We start from the raw sequence: 16,809 nt of genomic DNA on the forward strand, positions 1-16,809 counted from the left end.
ACTAAAAATGCTATGGTCAATGCATGGACTGGCTTCGCTTGATAATCAGCTCAAGCGCCGCGTTAAGGAGACTCTTATGTCTGCATCAGAAATTCAAAAAACACGTATTATTAATGAACTGCGCGGTTTCATACGCAAACTGCTTCAAGATCCTGACATTCTTGGTCAGTCGCTGGTAATCGCGCGTCAGCAATTAAGCGAAGGCAGCAGCCCGGCTGTAATGGCGCGAATCGCCAATGAGATATCTGGCACTACCAGTGTCCACATTCCGGAAGATCCTGCCGAGCATTCAGAGGCTGACAAACTGTTTTTAGAGCTTTTAAAAGAGGTCGTGCAAGAAGAGCAAGCACTTTACTAACCACCCGACATCAAGACTGCACGCGCTTTAACGTCAATTTAAACGCCTGCATCGTACCTTGTTACCGGCCATCTGCCGGCTAACTTCGCCGTTTTATTGTTATCGTCTAACCGGAATTATCATTCACCATGTCTAACTCTGCCACGCGCAATATTCTGGTGACCAGCGCGCTCCCCTACGCTAACGGAGCGATCCACCTCGGTCACTTACTTGAATATATCCAAACCGATATCTGGGTACGTTTTCAGAAAAGCCGTGGCCAGCAGTGCTACTACGTTTGCGCCGACGACGCTCATGGTACGGCCATCATGCTGCGTGCCGAGCAGGAAGGTATTACGCCTGAAGCTTTGATTGACCGCGTCTCACGCGATCACCAGGAAGACTTCGCTCGCTTCAACGTTGACTTTGACAACTACCATTCCACGCATTCGGAAGAGAACCGGCACCTCAGTGAGGTTATCTATAAGCGTCTGCGTGATAAAGGCCATATCGCCACCCGCGATATAGAGCAGATGTACGACCCGCAAAAAGGCCTGTTCCTGGCGGACCGTTTCATCAAAGGCACCTGCCCGAAATGCGGCACCGACGACCAGTACGGTGATAATTGCGAAAAGTGTGGTGCCACTTACACCCCCGCTGACTTGATCAATCCGGTATCCGCCATTTCCGGCGCAATCCCGGAAGTACGCTCTTCAACCCATTACTTCTTTAAATTGCCGGACTTTGCCGAGTTCCTGCAGCGTTGGATCAACGATGGCCACGTGCAGCCACAGATTCGTAACAAGCTGATGGAGTGGTTTGAATCAGGCTTTAACGAATGGGATATCTCCCGTGATGCGCCCTATTTCGGGTTTGAAATCCCCGATGCGCCGGGCAAATACTTTTATGTATGGCTTGATGCCCCTATCGGTTACTTAGCCAGCTTCAAGAATTTGTGTGATCGTGACGGCATTGATTTCGATAGCTACTGGAATAAAGACTCCAACGCCGAGGTCTACCACTTTATTGGGAAAGACATTGTCTATTTCCACGCGCTTTTCTGGCCAGCCATGCTGCATGGCGCTGATTTACGCACGCCCACCGCGGTAAATTGCCACGGCTTTTTGACCGTAGATGGCGCCAAAATGTCGAAGTCGCGCGGCACCTTTATCAAAGCTGCGACCTATGCCGATTACTTGAATCCCGAGTACTTGCGCTATTACTTCGCTGCAAAGCTGACGTCCAAAGTGGACGACCTGGACCTCAACCTGGATGATTTTGCCGCACGGGTTAATTCAGACCTCGTGGGTAAAGTGGTTAACATTGCCAGCCGCTGCGCCGGGTTCGTTAAAAAGTTAGGTGGCGGCACCCTTTCAGCGCACTGCGCCGAACCGCAGATGGTCGCCCGATTTATTGCCGCGGGCGATGACATTGCCGATGATTTTGAAGCACGCGAATTTAGCCGTGCCATGCGTAAAATCATGGAGCTGGCGGATGAAGCCAATACCTACATTGCTGAGAAAGAGCCTTGGGCGCTCGCTAAGCAAGATGGCCGTGACCAAGAAGTGCTTGAGATTTGTTCCGTCGGCATCAACCTCTTCCGCCAGCTGATGGTGTACTTAGCCCCCGTGGTACCCACCATGGCCGCTCAGGCACAAGTCTTCTTGAAGCTTGATTCGCTTAACTGGGAAAGCCGTCATAATGTGCTGGTTAATCATGAGGTGGAGAAATTCAAACCTCTTATGACCCGCGTAGAGCGTGACAAAATTGACGCCATGATTGAAGCCTCCAAGGAGGACCTGGTGGAAGAGCAAAAGCTTAAAGAAGCTCCCAAAGGGGCTCTAGCAGATGACCCCATTGCCGCTGAAATTAGCTTTGACGACTTTGCCAAGGTAGATCTGCGCATTGCCCGGATTACTAAGGCGCAGTACGTAGAGGGCGCGGACAAGCTGCTGCAATTAACGCTGGATTTAGGCGGTGAAACCCGCAATGTTTTCTCCGGCATTCGCAGCGCCTATGCGCCTGAGGCGCTTGAGGGACGTCTTACCGTCATGGCAGCCAACCTTGCGCCGCGTAAAATGCGTTTTGGTCTTTCCGAAGGCATGGTGCTTGCCTCCGCCAATAAAGACGGCATTTATCTGCTTTCACCTGACGCTGGTGCCGAACCCGGCCAACGTGTAATGTAGCCGACCTTCAAGCACTTCCGGGGGGATAGAGACGACCAAGCTCTACCCCTTCTTACGTGTATTGCTTAATAAACCTTTTAAAAGACTCTCCGTTTAGGCCTGATTATGCGCCGGCACTTCTCTCAATCACTGCGTTTCCAATTGTTAGTAGCGTTGAGTGATGTGCTATTGCTCACCCCATGCTCGTTAGTCATGATGAGCATCGCCGATCAAGTGCTTTCTAATGCCAAAACGGCAGGACATCATCAGGTCAAGATATTCACACCGCCTAACGCTGGTTTTTCTGTTGTCAGTCACGATACGTCGCTATGAGTGAGTTATTCATCATTTTGATCAGCACCGCGCTGGTCAATAATTTTGTCTTGGTGCAGTTTTTGGGGCTCTGTCCGTTTATGGGGGTTTCCAATAAACTGGAATCTGCCATGGGCATGTCGCTGGCAACCACCTTCGTGTTAACACTCGCCTCTGCTGCCAGCTACGTTGTCTATTACGGCTTGTTGGTGCCGCTGGATGTAACCTATTTGCGCACCATCAGCTTTATTGTAGTGATTGCTGCGGTTGTCCAGTTCACCGAGATTATGGTGCGCCATTTAAGCCCGCTGCTGCATCAAGTGCTGGGCATCTTTCTGCCCTTGATCACGACCAACTGTGCGGTGTTGGGTGTTGCCCTGCTCTCGCTCAACCGCGAGTTAAGCTTTTTCCATACTACGCTTTATGGGCTTGGGGCGGCACTCGGTTTTTCATTGATTCTGGTGCTGTTTGCCGCCATGCGTGAGCGTTTGGCCGGGGCGGATATTCCCAAACCGTTCAAGGGTGCGGCTATTGCCATGATCACTGCCAGCTTGATGTCACTCGCCTTTCTCGGTTTTTCCGGTTTAACCCAAGGGTAATTCAATACCATGAGCGATACGTTTTCTCTCTGGGGTATTGTCAGCGCCATTGGCATACTCACTGGCCTGGGGGTCGGCTTCGGCGCCCTTTTAGGGGCTGTTAGCGAGCGTTTCAAGGGCGATGAGCACCCGCTTGTCGATCAGATTGATGCGCTGCTCCCCCAAACTCAGTGCGGCCAATGCGGTTACCCAGGCTGCCGCCCTTACGCCGAAGCGGTTAATGAGGGCGACGCACTCAACAAGTGCCCGCCCGGTGGCGAGGCAACCATTCATGCCTTGGCAGATCTACTAGGCCGTGAGCCTGAGCCACTTGATGGCGAGGTGCCCAGCGAAGCCAATGTGGCATATATCCGCGAGGCAGAGTGCATTGGCTGCACCAAGTGCATTCAGGCGTGTCCAGTGGATGCCATTATTGGCGCGGCCAAGCAGATGCACACCGTGATTGAGGATGAGTGCACAGGCTGTGACTTATGCGTTGACCCATGCCCGGTAGACTGTATCGACATGCTGCCCCGGAGCACGCCGCTTGGCCAGTGGCAGCCCGTTGTTTTACCCACTGGCGTCATTGCAAGCGACCGTACACCAGCAACAAGGGGGCCAGATGGCACACCCATTTGATTTCCCAGGCGGCATCTACCCACCGGAGCGAAAGGACCGTTCAACGCTATCACCGTTGCAACGTGCCCCGTTACCGTCGCAGGTCATCCTTCCTCTGTGCCAGCATAGCGGCCGCCCCGCCACCCCCTGCGTGGCCCGGGGCGATCATGTTCGCGTTGGCAGCCTGATCGCCAAGCGCGATGGTTTGATATCCGCAGATGTTCACGCGACAGTGAGTGGCACGGTTGGTCATGTTGATAGCGACGCTATTCACATAGACAGCGATGGTCAGGATACCCGGCAATACCTGCCCCCGCTTGATTGGCGCACGACGGATACGGCTACGCTGCTTATGCGGCTGGATGAGAGCGGTGTGGTCGGGTTAGGTGGTGCTGGGTTCCCGACCCATATCAAGGCTCGCGTGATTGAGCGCCATGCTATCAACACGCTGGTGATTAACGCCGCCGAATGCGAGCCTTACATTACGGCCGATGACCTCACATTACGGAATTATCCAAGCGACGTGCTGGAAGGCGCACAGCTCATCGCTGCCTTATGCGGTGCCCAGCAGATCATCATCGGCATTGAAGATAATAAGCCCGAGGCCATTGCCGCCTTGGAGCATGCTCTTCCAGACAGCCAGCCCGCCCGCGTGACGCTGACCGTTATCCCTACTCGCTACCCAAGTGGCAGCGAGCGACAGTTAATTAACAAGCTATTGAACCGAACGGTACCCAGCCAAGGCCTACCGGCAGATGTTGGGGTGCTTTGCCACAACCCCGGCACGCTACTGGCAGCACTTTACGCGGTGCGTGATGGCCAACCGCTGGTTGAGCGGATGGTGACGCTAACCGGGGAAGCCATTACTCAACCGGGTAACTACTGGGTGCGTTTGGGGACGTCTATTGAGACGCTTTTATCCCATGCAAGGCTTGATAGCACCCGGCTCAGCCGCGTAATCCTGGGTGGACCGATGATGGGCACCTCACTTGAAACGCTTAATACGCCCGTCACAAAGACCACCAACTGCCTGATTGCGGCAACGCCTGACGAACTGCCGCCTGCGCCGATGGAATCACCCTGTATTCGCTGCGGGGCGTGTGAAAGTGTATGCCCCGCCCAGCTTCTTCCTCAGCAGTTGCACTGGTACGCCCGCGCCCAGGACGACGACAAGCTAACGAGCCATCACCTTTTTGACTGCATCGAATGTGGCGCCTGCAGCTATGTTTGCCCCAGCCATATTCCGCTGGTCGATGATTACCGCGACGCCAAACGTCGCCTTCGCTACCAACAAATTGAAGCAGCCAAGGCTGAACATGCCAAGCATCGCTTCGAGTTTCGCCAGGCACGCTTGGCCCGGGAAGAAGCAGAAAAACAGGCGCGCCGCCAGGCTCGGCTAGCGCACAACAAGCCCACCGACGGCAACGCCAGTAACGAAAGCACCAGCGCGCCTCCAGCCGACTTGCGTAGCCTTCGCATAGCCCAAACGGCGGCCAAGGCAGCGGTTAGAAAAGCCGAAAAAGTGCTCGCGCGGGCAGCCCAGCAAGAGCCACAGCAACCTCATGAAGACCTGGAAACGCTGCTGGCAACCGCTCAGGAAAACCTTAAGGCCGCCGATTTTCAGCTGGCGCAAGCGCGTGAAAGTGCTAAAGCACCGACCACGGAGGACACCCCATGAGCATGTTTCACGCATCACAAGTAAGCGCCTCCTCTGCCAAGTCAACAACACCAGCAACGGCGTCATTAATGCGCTGGGTGGTGATTGGCACGCTGCCTGGCGTGTTGGCCATGACGTATTACTTTGGCTTGGGCGTGCTCAGCAATATCACCCTGGCGGCCATTATGGGAGCTCTTCTGGAGGCGGGCATGCTGCGTCTTCGCAACCGCCCCATCGCACCAGCCTTAACGGATACCAGCGCTCTACTTACCGGCGTACTGCTGGGTGCCTCGCTCCCCCCGGCAAGCCCTTGGTGGCTAATTGGGGTCGGCATGATAGCCGCGGTAGTGATTGCCAAGCAGCTGTATGGTGGCTTGGGGCATAATCCATTTAATCCGGCCATGGCAGGCTATGCGCTATTGCTGGTCTCATTCCCTACGTACATGACGCTATGGGCGCCACCTCAGCCACTCATTAGCGATACGCTTTGGACCCAAATTCTCGGAACACTGCCTACTTCACAGCTTGATGCGCTTAGCGGTGCAACGCCATTGGATGCGTTCAAACATAAAACCGAAGGGCTCTCTGCCCAGCAGTTCTGGTTAAGCGCTCCGCTACCCGATCAAACGCTCACTGCCTGGTACAGCATCAGCCTAGCCTGGCTTGTAGGCGGGGTGCTGCTGCTGTTTAAACGGATTATTAGCTGGCACATCCCCATCGCCCTGTTAGGTAGCGTGTTAGCGCTGGCAGCGCTGTTTCATCTGATTGACCCTAACCGTTTTGCATCGCCTCTTTTTCACCTGCTAACCGGTGCGGCGCTGTTTGGGGCTTTCTTTATTGCCACCGATCCGGTATCCGCGGCGACCAGCCAGCGCGGCAAATTGCTGTATGGCATGGGCATTGGGGTGCTGATAATTGTGATTCGTAATCTAGGGGGCTACCCAGATGCGGTGGCCTTTGCCGTTTTGTTGATGAATCTGTGCGTCCCATTGATTGATCTGTACACCATGCCACGTCCTGCAGGCCACTCAAAAGGCGCGCCAGGAGCATTACGATGACGCCCATTATCGCCATGCGGCGTGGCGCTTTAACGCTGGGTATCTTCGCGCTCGTGACGGCAGGCAGCGTCGCGGTAACCCGTGCTTTAACGGCTGATCGTATTACTGAGCATCAGCAGGCTTACCAGCTCCGCCAGCTGCAAGCGGTACTGCCCCAAGCATTAGCCAATACACCGACGGATCAAGTGCTAAACAGTACCTTCAACTTGCCCAATGCCGCCGCCCTGGGACACCGAACACCAGTGACAGGCTGGCAAATCAGCCGTGGGGATCACCGCGCTACTATTCTGCCAGTGGTGACGCGCCAGGGTTACAGTGGAGAAATTGGTTTACTGGTAGGGATAGATGAGCAGCAGCGTATTAGCGGTGTACGCGTGACCTACCATCAGGAAACCCCTGGCCTCGGTGATAAGATTGAGCGCCAGCGCAGCGACTGGATTACCCACTTTAACGGATTAAGCCTTGATGAACTGCCACCAAATGCCTGGGCCGTTAAAAAAGAGGGCGGCCAGTTTGATGGTTTTACCGGTGCAACCATTACGCCTCGCGCCGTTATTGAGGCTGTTCATAACGCTTTAGAGTACGTCGCCAATACGCCACTACCAGGTAACATTGAGGAGCCTATTCAATGAGCCAATGGCAAACGCTGACCCGTGAAGGACTTTGGACCAATAACCCGGCATTAGTACAATTGCTGGGGCTGTGTCCACTGCTGGCCGTCAGCACAGCCGTGGTTAACTCGCTAGGGTTAGCTATCGCCACACTGTTTGTCATGGTAGGCGCCAATACCGCCGTATCGCTGGTACGTCACCGGGTTCCGAATGCCGTTCGGCTACCGGCCTTTGTCATGATCATCGCGGCGTTTGTTACCTGTGCTGAGCTATTGATGGCCGCCTATGCCTATCCGCTCTATCAACTGCTGGGTATTTTTATTCCGCTAATCGTCACCAACTGCGCCATTTTAGGGCGTGCCGATGCGTTTGCCTCCCGCCAACCGGTAGGGCTTGCAGCGCTTGATGGCCTGATGATGGGCGTTGGTTTCGGTAGCGTTTTAGTGCTACTTGGCGGGCTGCGTGAGCTATTGGGCCAAGGCACGCTATTTAGTGATATGGCGTTGCTGCTTGGTCCTATCGCGGCCAATTGGCAACTTACCCTGGTAGACGACTATCAATTTCTGTTTTTCGTGCTGCCACCTGGCGCATTTTTTGTGGCCGGGATGCTGATCGCGCTAAAAAACGTGATAGACCAACGACGCGCCGCACGCGCCTTGTCTTCAGCGGCCACCCCACGAACAGAGCGCCGCGTCCGGGTCACCGGCATCATCAAGTAACCGTAGAGACACGCTATGAATGCCCAAAAGCGTCATGAAATTTTTGCTCGCCTTCAGGCAGCAGACCCGCACCCGACAACAGAGCTCAACTGGACTACCTCTTTTGAGCTGCTTGCGGCGGTTTTACTTTCCGCACAAGCCACCGATGTCGGCGTCAATAAAGCCACCGCACGGCTCTACCCCGTTGCCAATACGCCCCAGGCTATTATTGACTTGGGGATTGATCAGCTTAGAGCGCATATCAAGACCATCGGCCTGTATAACACCAAAGCAGAGAACTTGATGAAGACCTGCCATATTCTGGTCAACCAGCACGGCGGCGTCGTGCCCGACACGCGCAGTGCGTTAGAAGCACTGCCAGGGGTTGGGCGTAAAACCGCCAATGTGATTCTGAATACGGCGTTCGGGCAGCCAACCATTGCCGTCGATACACATATCTTTCGTGTATCGAACCGTACCGGCATCGCCAAAGGTAAAAATGTCGTTGAAGTCGAGCAGAAGTTAATACGCCATGTGCCCAAGGAGTTTAAGCAGGATGCTCACCACTGGTTGATTCTCCACGGTCGATACACCTGCATTGCGCGCAAACCTCGTTGCGGAAGCTGTATTATAGAAGACCTGTGCGAGTACCCCGACAAAATCGAACTCGCCTAGCTTACGTTAACAGGAGACTCCTATGCCGATGCCTGCCACTTTGCTACATGACCAACCCATTGAGCAGCGTATTGACGCACTATTTGCGCTCTCCCGCCAGCACGCTGACCACTTTGGCAGTGCAGGCGCCTGGCTTTCACGCCAACGCTACCTGGCGCAACACCCTACGTCGATTGTGGTTATGAAATGTATGGATGGACGTATTCATATCCCACACGCCACCCGCACACCGCTCGGCATTATTACCCCATTTCGCAACCTTGGGGGGATTTTCGATTTGGGTTGGCCGTATTTGGGTGAGCTACTTACCGACACCGTTATTGAAGCCGCCAACGCGGGGCGAGCCACGCTTTTATTGATTACTTACCACTTTTCCGAGGGTAATCCGGCGCGAGGATGCGCCGGATTCGCTTGCGACACCCAAGCCGCCAAAGCACACGCGCATACGATTGCCCACCAGGCCGGTCAGCTATTTGGTGAAGACCATCAGCAGGTGTACCCGTTAGTGTGTGGCTTTGAAACGGATAGCGACGCTCTCATCCTTCACGGTCAGGACGACGCAGTATTGGATGTGCGCGAATGGATTGGGCAGCCCACAGAAGCACTTACCGCGCATCTACAGGCTATTTTCCCTGATATGCCTGCGGACATACGCCGGGATTTACTGCCTTTATTGAAAGGTAACCTAGCGCATGTCAATGATCTTCAGGGCGTTGAACGCGAACTGGATATCGAGCATCGTGAGTGGGCAATTTGTATTGGGCGTGGGTTCGACTTTTTGCACTTGCCTAATACAGCACTGATTATTGGGCCTTACGGGCCTGACCTGGCTGAACCGATTGGTACTGCCGCCACGATTATTGAAGCCAATATGCAGGCTGGCAAGATCCCCGATGATGGTTTTATGCTGCTTGCCTCAACACCGTATCAGCATAGCGGTGTTGATCGTGCCCGGGCGATGCTGAAGTCGCGTTTTTTATCCGAGTTCGCCGAGCACGTCATTCGGCGGGAGCATCCGCACCTTGCCCAAAAAATGCGCCGCCATACGGCTGTCGTTCACTGGCCAACCCGACGGCTAGATTCCCTGGACTAGCGCGGTAGCGATAAGCCTGGCTGTAATAGTGCGCGGTACGCATCACGCCAGGCGGGCCATTCCCAAGCCTGCGTATTTATCTCCCCAGGCCGTGAATCGGGTGTGCTAAGCCACGCATGCAAACGCTTATAAAGACCGTCTGGCGTACCATCATAACGGTAAGCATCCGGATATAGCTCAGGAAAACAGAGCCTATCGGGCACTAGCGGTAATGCTCCACGCTGGGCAGCTTCCATAATGGCCAAGCCCTGAAACTCATGCCAGGTCGTCGAGACTACAATCCCGGCGGTCGCCAACAGCTCGCGGTATTGCGGTTCCGGCTGCGGGCCCCAGGCCACACTATGCGCTGCTAGTTTCTCTTGGGCGATATCAAAAATAGGTGGTGTTTGCCGAAAACGCTGACCCAATACGGCTAACTCAAAATCAATGCCCTGCTCGCTTAGCGCTATTAACGTATTGAAAAAGTCATCCGGGTTTTTGTCATACTCCCAGCGATGGTTCCACACAATACGCCGTGAAACCCGGCCATCAGCATGCGTTTCGGCCAGCGGTGAAATCGGTACGGGCAGCACGTGAGCACGTGAGCGTAAGGCCTCAAGCGGCTTGGCCGCGGGCAGGTTTTCGGGCATTTTCTTTAAGAATTCCCGCACGCCGGTAAAAAACGAGTCGCGGTTATAGGCGGTGTTAAAAACAACGGTATCGGCAGCAAGCGCTGCATAGAGATTGACCATTTTTGCTTCTACCTGAGGCATCTGATCACTCGATTCCGGGTAGGCGAACTGGTTTTCGTGAAAATAGACAATTTTTCTGGCCTGACCCAAATGAGGGAAAAGCCCCAGAAGCGTCGCCAAATCCACCATCGACGTTGCCAATACAACGTCATAGGCTTGGCTAAGTGTGTCATGCTCTTTTAGCCACCAGCTAAGCGGGTTTCCGCGAATTCGCCAGGCAAAATGACGCGGCGGTAAATTTAATGTTTTCCATGTTATCTCAGGGAGATGGGCCATTAAACTGTCTGCCCAGTAACGGTGGCTCACCGCTTCGTACGCTGAAAGTAATAAAACGCGCATTAAAACCCTTGTTTTAAAAGCTCTGACATTAAAAACCCTGGTACTCCAGCTTATCAGCCAGCGATTCTAACACGTCGACCCCTTGTACATCGGTCGCTAACCACGGCAGCGTGGGTCGGGGAAATTGCTTAAATAACGTATCAATGCGTTCAAGATAAGTGGCCTCCTGCACACGTCGTGCCTGCAAAAAGGCACCGTCCGCTTCTTTAGGTATCACCCGGTTAACCAGTACGCCCGCCACGTTGATATTAACCTCTTCCAAGGCGCTGACGGCTCGCTGCGTCTCAAGGATAGGCAGTCGCTCCGGCGTCATGACGAATAAAAAGCTGCACGCCTTGGCATCCTCTATACGACGCCGTGCCTGGTGAAACAGCCGCCGACGGTTGATCAGCGTTTCCGCTACCTCGCGGGTACGCTCATCCAGACCGGAAAGCGCATCTTCTGTGGGGTTATCAAAGGGAGTAGCCACATCCTGCCCACGTGATGGAGTGAGATGCTTAAGCACACCGCTCAATTCAGCCGATTTGCGATTATGTGTCAGCAGTCCATCCGTCCAGGCCGCCATGGCTTCGGGCAGGGTTAAAAGGCGCAGCGTATGTCCAGTGGGCGCCGTATCGATAATCACCAAGTCATAAGGCGCATCGTCATCCAGAATCAGCCGCGCCAACCGCTCAAGCAGGGCCGCTTCCTGAGTGCCGGGGGATTGACGCGTCAGGCGCATTTGCCGCTCTAGCTCCTGCATCATTTCAGGCGCGGCGAAGCGGCGCATTTGCTGGGTAACTCTATTTAAATGCGCTTCAACCTCACTATCAGGATCAATCTCCATGGCATCCAGATTAGGCAGCAAGCGACGCGGTGTATCGCCTAACGTTTGATCAAACACATCACCCAGGCTATGGGCGGGGTCAGTTGAAACCACCAGCACGCGCTTGTTACGCCTGGCCGCAAGAATTGCCAAAGAGGCCGCGACGGTTGTTTTACCCACACCGCCTTTACCGCCTACCCACAGCAGGCGGCGGTTGAGAACTGATTGCATAGGTTACCTGTTCATGGGCTTATTTAGCGGGCTAGCAACAGCGAAAATGGTCCAGCGGCGAATGCTCCATGCCCATTCGCGTATGCCAGTCATGAAAACGCTCAAGCAGCAGCGGCTGCAATTCCAGTGTGTAGTAGGCGGCGGGGTTGGGTACACCCATCATTTCTGAAAAAACCAGCAGCATGAACAGGTCATCTTCATCACGGCGCGCCCGCGCAATCGCCCCTCGATAGCGAGCGCTATAGACCTCTTCGGTAAAAAAGCGGGCCTGCCCCAGCCAGGCCCGCAACGTATCACGTTTGGATGACATTATGATGCCCTCTTTATTTAGTCACCTTGGGCTGCCATTTCGGCACGCGAGCGTTTAAGCGCTGCGGCACACTCCATCGCAACGAGAATGGCCGCCATCAGCACCACAATATCCATCACCAGCAGGAACATGTTGCCTTGGTCCCAGAAAGTGCGAAGCTGAATGAGTAATGCCAATATGGTCATTACCAGCAAAAAGCACAGGGGCGCCAAGGTGTACCACATGGGCCGCCGCAGACGTACCAGCATGACGGTAATAATCAGCAGCGTTAACCCGGCAAGCAACTGGTTGGTAGTGCCAAAAAGCGGCCAGATAATCAAACCGCCAGAACCATCCGCGCCGCCAGCCCCGAATGCCAACAACAAGCAGGTTCCCACCGCCAGCCCTGTCGCAAGTGCCGGTTTTTTCATCCACGGCTGGTTATAAATATCCCCCCACTCCTGGAAAATATAGCGCTGCAAGCGTAAGCCAGTATCCATGGTGGTACCTGCAAAAAGAGCGGCCATTACCGTTAGCAGCGTCGCGGCAGTAGCCTCAGGCAGCCCAATACCGTTATGAATAATAAATGCGCCCCCTTCCACAAAGGCGTTAACGCCGCCCTGGCCAAAGGCGCTGTACATGGCCTGCCAATCGCCAAATGTCGCAAACCCTGCCGTCGCGGCCAAAATAGCCGCTAGTGCTAGCATCCCCTCGCCTACCGCCCCAAAGTAGCCCACGAACCGCGCATCGGTTTCTTTATTAAGCTGTTTGGACGTTGTACCTGAAGATACCAGCCCGTGGAAACCCGATATTGCCCCGCAGGCAATCGTTACAAAAAGCAGCGGAATCATCGAAGGCGTGCCGGCAGGCACATTGCTGTTAAAGGCAGGCGCAACCAGCGTTGGGTTAAGCAGCACCAGCGCTCCATAAAGAATCAGCAGGCCGATAAATAGCTGCAAACCATTGATATAGTCTCGTGGCTGCAGCAGCATCCATACGGGCAATAGCGAAGCAATGGCTGCATAGCCAAACAAAATCACAATCCAGATAGCGTTACCCGACAGCCCAGCGACTTCAGCAGGCATTTGAACAGGCACCATCGGGCCAATACCAATAAGCGCATAAAGCGCGATGACGCCTAATACCGATACCACAGCTAGGCTCAGTATCCGCCGGTAGATCAGTTGGCCAATGATCAGTGCCACAAAAATCGCCCCCCAAACCGGTACCACTGCACTAGGAAAGTTCATCATTAATCCGGCAATCACCACGGCAAACACGGCATTAACCATGAGCAGCACAAGGAAAATAACGATCATAAAAATGCTGCGTGCCCGTTTGCCGACTACATCGCCCGTTAAGGCGCCTACCGATTTGGCCTTATTGCGTACGCTGGCCCATATAGCGCCAAAATCGTGTACACCTGCAAAAAAGATGGTGCCGAACACCACCCATAAAAAAGCAGGTGCCCAGCCCCATATCACCGCAATGGCAGGGCCTACTATGGGTGCCGCTCCCGCTACTGAGGTAAAGTGATGCCCCCAGAGCACAAAACGGTTGGTCGGCACATAGTCGATGCCATCCTCAAATTCATGGGCAGGGGTTTTGAAATCAGGGTCTAACTGATAGATCTTTTGAGCAATAAATTTAGAGTACAACACGTATCCTAACGCCATTGCCCCAAGTCCGATTAACAGCAAGATAACAGCACTCATATGCGCGGCTCCTTTGGCAAGATTGTTCTTTATTATTAAAACCAAGGCACGTATAGGTTAGGTGTTTCTGTTTATATGTTGGTACGGCTTCTTGATTACGTCTATGTCTAAATCTCTTTAACACCGATTATTCACCCTAAAGTTGTAAACTGGTACCCGCACTCGCTTTCTATTCGGCCAAGGTCGTCTTGGCCTGCCTTGCATCGCTACCTACACTCGTAGTGAGTGAGATAAACGTTTTTAAATAACAACCAGTCGGTGGGCTCCATGACAAAAGTGCTAGTGGTCGATGATGAACCGAACATCGTCCTGTCGATTGAATTTTTAATGGAGCAGGCAGGGTTTGATGTCATCAGCGCGCTGGATGGCGAACAAGCCCTTGAGTGTGTGGCGGCCAACGAACCAGATGTAGTGTTACTGGATATTAGCCTTCCCGGGATTAGCGGGTTTGATGTATTGGAAGCACTACGCAGCCATACCGCTACGGCACAGCTGCCGGTGATTATGCTCACCGCCCATGGCCGTGAAGCGGAGCGTGAAAAGGGCTTTGCGCTGGGCGCTAACGCCTATATTACCAAGCCATTTTCAACACAGGCGCTGGTTGAGAAAGTGCAAATCCTGCTGGGTGAGGAAACCTCATGACACCAAAGACACTGCCTAAACGGCAGCGTTTGGTGGGTGCCTGGCTACTGCTTAGCGGCTTGAGCCTCTTGGGAGGGGCTTTATTTGCTGCTTGGCTGGAAAGCCAGTTGAACGTGCGTGGTGGCTACCGGCTTATCCTCTGGGCAGGTTGCTTTTCAGGCGGCATCACACTTTTCTTAGTGGGCTTGCTGCTTGAACGTCTGCTTTTTACGCCGCTACGCAATCTGCAAGCACAGCTTGCCCGATTGGCCGCCAACCCTGATACCGAAGACACTTGGCCCCTGCAAGGCTGGCTGAAGGGCCTGGCACCTGATCTACGCCGGGTACAAGAGAGCTGGCACTCGGACCGTCATTCATTGCATAAAGCCCGTGCCGAGGGCGCCCAAAGCGCAACCCGTACCCGTAAAGCGCTTGAGGCGCTGCTGCAGGTACTGGAAACGCCTCTTCTGCTTTACGATAAGCACCGCCGTTTAATGCTGTTCAACCAAGCGGCTGAGCACTTTTTTGTGAATACGCAAGGCCTGGGCTTAGGTAAGCGTCTGGAAGCCCTATTGCCGCTTGCAAGTTTGCAACAACTCCTTGAGCAACTGCCCGCTAATGGCACTCCGCGTGAGCTTTTGGTGCCGTGTGATCAGCGCTGGTTAAAAGTCATTATCCGTCGGGTGCCTGAAATCCAAGGTGAAACACTAATAACCTGCAGCGATGCCACGGCGGCCTGGGCCAGTGAACGGGGTGAGCGGGCTGATCTTGCACGTATGCTCACACCTCTGCGCCAACATACGGCAAGCCTGGTAACGGCGACGGATGCACTCAGCCAACTGCGTCAATCAGCGCATGAAAGTGGCTCGCTTGCTCAGCGGCTAGAGCAAGTAGTGCGCGAAGAGAGTAGCGCCCTTGGTGAAACAGTCGCCAACGTCAGTGAACTTGTTGAAGCCATGCAGCAGCAGGGTGAGCGGCTTACCTCAATATGGTCCAATGACTTTTGGCAGATGCTGGATGATTACCTGGACCCTGCCCACCGCCTGATCACCCCCATTGGAATGCCAGTCTGGTTTAAAGGCGATGCCCCTGCGTTGATGGCTCTTTTTGGATCGCTGGTTAAACACCTGAGTGATTACATCACGGGTAGTGTGTTTGAAGGCGAAGTGTCGCTTAGCCCGAAACACACCTACCTCGACCTTGTATGGAAGGGCAAACCAATACCCGAGAGCGAGCTTACCAAGTGGCTAATGCACCCCTTGAACACGCTCCCCTTGAGCCCAAGTGCGGCGGATGTATTACGCCAGCACGCAAGCGATGCCTGGAGCACGCAAGACACCGACGGCCAGCACGCACGCTTGCGACTACCACTTCTTGGCGTGGCGCAAAATGCGGCTCCGCGCTCTGCACCACCTCGGCCAGAATTTCATGATTTTGGTATCGCAGACTTGCCCTCTCCCGATACCACGCTCGCTAATTGCGCTCTGCGTAGCCTGGAACTGGTGATTTTTGATACCGAAACAACCGGGCTTGAGCTGCGCAGAGGCGATACGGTGATCAGCCTCGGTGCCTGTCGTATTGTGAATGGGCGCTTATTAGCCAGCGATGTGTTCGATCACTACGTTAACCCACACAAGCCGATTCCTGCCGCCAGTACCGCGATTCATGGCATCACAGATAGCGACGTTAACGAAGCCCCGCGCCTGGAACAGGTGCTACCACACTTTCGTGATTATATTGGAGAGGCTGTCCTGCTCGCCCATAACGCTTCGTTTGATATGCTCGCGATCAGCCAAAAAGGTGTGCTGTTCGACATGCCCGTACTGGATACATTATTAATCTCCCGTGCGCTTGATGAAGGGCTCGATGGCCATGACCTGGACAGCCTGGTGCAGCGGTATGGTTTGACACTGCCACCTGGCCTTCGCCATACGGCGCTGGGCGATGCTCGCGTAACCGGCGAGCTCTGGCTTGCATTACTGCCGCGTTTGGAAGCACGCGGAATTACCACTCTTGAGCAGCTACTCGCCTTACAAGCCAGTGCGTTTGATAAAGAGGATGCCAGCGCCTCATGATGCCTTCAAATTCACGCTACCGAGAACGCTTACTTGGGCTAGTCACTCTGGCACTGATGCTTTTCTGTCCGCCACTGCTTCTAGTGATTGATCGCCTGCCCTCGGTAGGTATCGGTTGGCTCCCCCTTTATCTTTTCTGCAGTTGGGCGTTCATCATTGGCCTAAGCGCATGGCTGATGGAACCTACTAAAAGGCGATAAT

General features: G+C 54.1%; 18 protein-coding genes. 14 read left to right on the forward strand and 4 right to left on the reverse strand.

Annotated elements, in window-relative coordinates:
- Positions 1 to 76 precede the first annotated feature (76 nt).
- From ACT3R4_RS12210 to ACT3R4_RS12260, 11 genes are all read left to right on the forward strand, one after another.
- Positions 77 to 358 carry a hypothetical protein gene (locus ACT3R4_RS12210; protein ID WP_087105533.1) on the forward strand — a complete coding sequence of 94 codons (282 nt, stop codon included), beginning with the start codon at positions 77 to 79 and terminating at the stop codon, positions 356 to 358.
- Positions 359 to 486: 128 nt separating this feature from the next.
- Positions 487 to 2,523, forward strand: a complete 2,037-nt coding sequence (gene metG, locus ACT3R4_RS12215; protein WP_441679181.1) for a methionine--tRNA ligase — start codon at positions 487 to 489, stop codon at positions 2,521 to 2,523.
- A 105-nt stretch (positions 2,524 to 2,628) separates the two neighbouring features.
- Positions 2,629 to 2,835, forward strand: a complete 207-nt coding sequence (locus ACT3R4_RS12220; RefSeq protein WP_441679182.1) for a hypothetical protein — start codon at positions 2,629 to 2,631, stop codon at positions 2,833 to 2,835.
- Positions 2,832 to 3,413, forward strand: coding sequence for an electron transport complex subunit RsxA (gene rsxA / locus ACT3R4_RS12225; protein ID WP_087105536.1), 582 nt, complete (start codon positions 2,832 to 2,834; stop codon positions 3,411 to 3,413). Before ACT3R4_RS12220 ends, rsxA begins: the two co-directional genes overlap by 4 nt.
- A gap of 9 nt (positions 3,414 to 3,422) precedes the next feature.
- Positions 3,423 to 4,031, forward strand: coding sequence for an electron transport complex subunit RsxB (gene rsxB / locus ACT3R4_RS12230; protein ID WP_441679183.1), 609 nt, complete (start codon positions 3,423 to 3,425; stop codon positions 4,029 to 4,031).
- On the forward strand, positions 4,015 to 5,688 hold the full coding sequence (gene rsxC, locus ACT3R4_RS12235; protein WP_441679184.1) for an electron transport complex subunit RsxC: 1,674 nt from the start codon (positions 4,015 to 4,017) through the stop codon (positions 5,686 to 5,688). Before rsxB ends, rsxC begins: the two co-directional genes overlap by 17 nt.
- Complete coding sequence (locus ACT3R4_RS12240; RefSeq protein WP_441679185.1) at positions 5,685 to 6,725, forward strand: RnfABCDGE type electron transport complex subunit D; 1,041 nt, start codon at positions 5,685 to 5,687, stop codon at positions 6,723 to 6,725. Before rsxC ends, ACT3R4_RS12240 begins: the two co-directional genes overlap by 4 nt.
- The gene (rsxG, locus tag ACT3R4_RS12245) at positions 6,722 to 7,357 is read left to right on the forward strand and encodes an electron transport complex subunit RsxG (protein ID WP_441679186.1); all 636 of its coding nucleotides are present in this window, start codon (positions 6,722 to 6,724) and stop codon (positions 7,355 to 7,357) included. Before ACT3R4_RS12240 ends, rsxG begins: the two co-directional genes overlap by 4 nt.
- Positions 7,354 to 8,055, forward strand: a complete 702-nt coding sequence (locus ACT3R4_RS12250) for an electron transport complex subunit E (RefSeq protein ID WP_441679187.1) — start codon at positions 7,354 to 7,356, stop codon at positions 8,053 to 8,055. The genes rsxG and ACT3R4_RS12250 overlap by 4 nt, the downstream gene beginning before the upstream one ends.
- A 15-nt stretch (positions 8,056 to 8,070) precedes the next feature.
- Positions 8,071 to 8,709: an endonuclease III gene (gene nth / locus ACT3R4_RS12255; RefSeq protein WP_441679188.1), complete on the forward strand. Its 639-nt coding sequence runs from the start codon at positions 8,071 to 8,073 to the stop codon at positions 8,707 to 8,709.
- A gap of 22 nt (positions 8,710 to 8,731) precedes the next feature.
- Complete coding sequence (locus ACT3R4_RS12260) at positions 8,732 to 9,802, forward strand: hypothetical protein (RefSeq protein WP_441679189.1); 1,071 nt, start codon at positions 8,732 to 8,734, stop codon at positions 9,800 to 9,802.
- Here ACT3R4_RS12260 and ACT3R4_RS12265 read toward each other — a convergent pair.
- The 4 genes from ACT3R4_RS12265 to ACT3R4_RS12280 are packed head-to-tail and all read right to left on the reverse strand — an operon-like array spanning position 9,799 to position 13,912.
- The gene (locus ACT3R4_RS12265) at positions 9,799 to 10,872 is read right to left on the reverse strand and encodes a tRNA-queuosine alpha-mannosyltransferase domain-containing protein (RefSeq protein WP_441679190.1); all 1,074 of its coding nucleotides are present in this window, start codon (positions 10,870 to 10,872) and stop codon (positions 9,799 to 9,801) included. The genes ACT3R4_RS12260 and ACT3R4_RS12265 overlap by 4 nt on opposite strands.
- 28 nt (positions 10,873 to 10,900) lie before the next feature.
- Positions 10,901 to 11,908: an ArsA family ATPase gene (locus tag ACT3R4_RS12270; RefSeq protein WP_441679191.1), complete on the reverse strand. Its 1,008-nt coding sequence runs from the start codon at positions 11,906 to 11,908 to the stop codon at positions 10,901 to 10,903.
- A 31-nt stretch (positions 11,909 to 11,939) separates the two neighbouring features.
- Positions 11,940 to 12,218 (reverse strand): cory-CC-star protein, encoded by a 279-nt coding sequence (locus ACT3R4_RS12275; protein WP_087105546.1) that lies wholly within the window; start codon positions 12,216 to 12,218, stop codon positions 11,940 to 11,942.
- A gap of 17 nt (positions 12,219 to 12,235) precedes the next feature.
- The gene (locus ACT3R4_RS12280; protein ID WP_441679192.1) at positions 12,236 to 13,912 is read right to left on the reverse strand and encodes a carbon starvation CstA family protein; all 1,677 of its coding nucleotides are present in this window, start codon (positions 13,910 to 13,912) and stop codon (positions 12,236 to 12,238) included.
- 267 nt (positions 13,913 to 14,179) lie between these two features.
- On the opposite strand from ACT3R4_RS12280, the gene ACT3R4_RS12285 reads away from it, so the two are divergent.
- From ACT3R4_RS12285 to ACT3R4_RS12295, 3 genes are read left to right on the forward strand one after another with little or no spacing between them, the layout of a single operon-like run.
- Entirely contained in the window at positions 14,180 to 14,554 is a 375-nt protein-coding gene (locus ACT3R4_RS12285; RefSeq protein WP_441679193.1) for a response regulator transcription factor, read from the forward strand.
- Positions 14,551 to 16,608, forward strand: a complete 2,058-nt coding sequence (locus tag ACT3R4_RS12290) for a 3'-5' exonuclease (protein ID WP_441679194.1) — start codon at positions 14,551 to 14,553, stop codon at positions 16,606 to 16,608. Before ACT3R4_RS12285 ends, ACT3R4_RS12290 begins: the two co-directional genes overlap by 4 nt.
- Positions 16,605 to 16,808: a hypothetical protein gene (locus ACT3R4_RS12295; protein ID WP_172116526.1), complete on the forward strand. Its 204-nt coding sequence runs from the start codon at positions 16,605 to 16,607 to the stop codon at positions 16,806 to 16,808. The genes ACT3R4_RS12290 and ACT3R4_RS12295 overlap by 4 nt, the downstream gene beginning before the upstream one ends.
- Position 16,809 lies beyond the last annotated feature (1 nt).

This window comes from Halomonas sp. AOP7-E1-9 (genome assembly GCF_052376035.1).
GTDB classification, from domain to species: Bacteria; Pseudomonadota; Gammaproteobacteria; order Pseudomonadales; family Halomonadaceae; genus Vreelandella; species Vreelandella citrativorans.

Bases quoted from the DNA above. Each gene is read 5' to 3' on its own strand.
- ACT3R4_RS12210 (WP_087105533.1), top strand. From the start codon at position 77: ATGTCTGCATCAGAAATTCAAAAAACACGTATTATTAATGAACTGCGC.
- metG (WP_441679181.1), top strand. From the start codon at position 487: ATGTCTAACTCTGCCACGCGCAATATTCTGGTGACCAGCGCGCTCCCC.
- ACT3R4_RS12220 (WP_441679182.1), top strand. From the start codon at position 2,629: ATGCGCCGGCACTTCTCTCAATCACTGCGTTTCCAATTGTTAGTAGCG.
- rsxA (WP_087105536.1), top strand. From the start codon at position 2,832: ATGAGTGAGTTATTCATCATTTTGATCAGCACCGCGCTGGTCAATAAT.
- rsxB (WP_441679183.1), top strand. From the start codon at position 3,423: ATGAGCGATACGTTTTCTCTCTGGGGTATTGTCAGCGCCATTGGCATA.
- rsxC (WP_441679184.1), top strand. From the start codon at position 4,015: ATGGCACACCCATTTGATTTCCCAGGCGGCATCTACCCACCGGAGCGA.
- ACT3R4_RS12240 (WP_441679185.1), top strand. From the start codon at position 5,685: ATGAGCATGTTTCACGCATCACAAGTAAGCGCCTCCTCTGCCAAGTCA.
- rsxG (WP_441679186.1), top strand. From the start codon at position 6,722: ATGACGCCCATTATCGCCATGCGGCGTGGCGCTTTAACGCTGGGTATC.
- ACT3R4_RS12250 (WP_441679187.1), top strand. From the start codon at position 7,354: ATGAGCCAATGGCAAACGCTGACCCGTGAAGGACTTTGGACCAATAAC.
- nth (WP_441679188.1), top strand. From the start codon at position 8,071: ATGAATGCCCAAAAGCGTCATGAAATTTTTGCTCGCCTTCAGGCAGCA.
- ACT3R4_RS12260 (WP_441679189.1), top strand. From the start codon at position 8,732: ATGCCGATGCCTGCCACTTTGCTACATGACCAACCCATTGAGCAGCGT.
- ACT3R4_RS12265 (WP_441679190.1), bottom strand. From the start codon at position 10,872: ATGCGCGTTTTATTACTTTCAGCGTACGAAGCGGTGAGCCACCGTTAC.
- ACT3R4_RS12270 (WP_441679191.1), bottom strand. From the start codon at position 11,908: ATGCAATCAGTTCTCAACCGCCGCCTGCTGTGGGTAGGCGGTAAAGGC.
- ACT3R4_RS12275 (WP_087105546.1), bottom strand. From the start codon at position 12,218: ATGTCATCCAAACGTGATACGTTGCGGGCCTGGCTGGGGCAGGCCCGC.
- ACT3R4_RS12280 (WP_441679192.1), bottom strand. From the start codon at position 13,912: ATGAGTGCTGTTATCTTGCTGTTAATCGGACTTGGGGCAATGGCGTTA.
- ACT3R4_RS12285 (WP_441679193.1), top strand. From the start codon at position 14,180: ATGACAAAAGTGCTAGTGGTCGATGATGAACCGAACATCGTCCTGTCG.
- ACT3R4_RS12290 (WP_441679194.1), top strand. From the start codon at position 14,551: ATGACACCAAAGACACTGCCTAAACGGCAGCGTTTGGTGGGTGCCTGG.
- ACT3R4_RS12295 (WP_172116526.1), top strand. From the start codon at position 16,605: ATGATGCCTTCAAATTCACGCTACCGAGAACGCTTACTTGGGCTAGTC.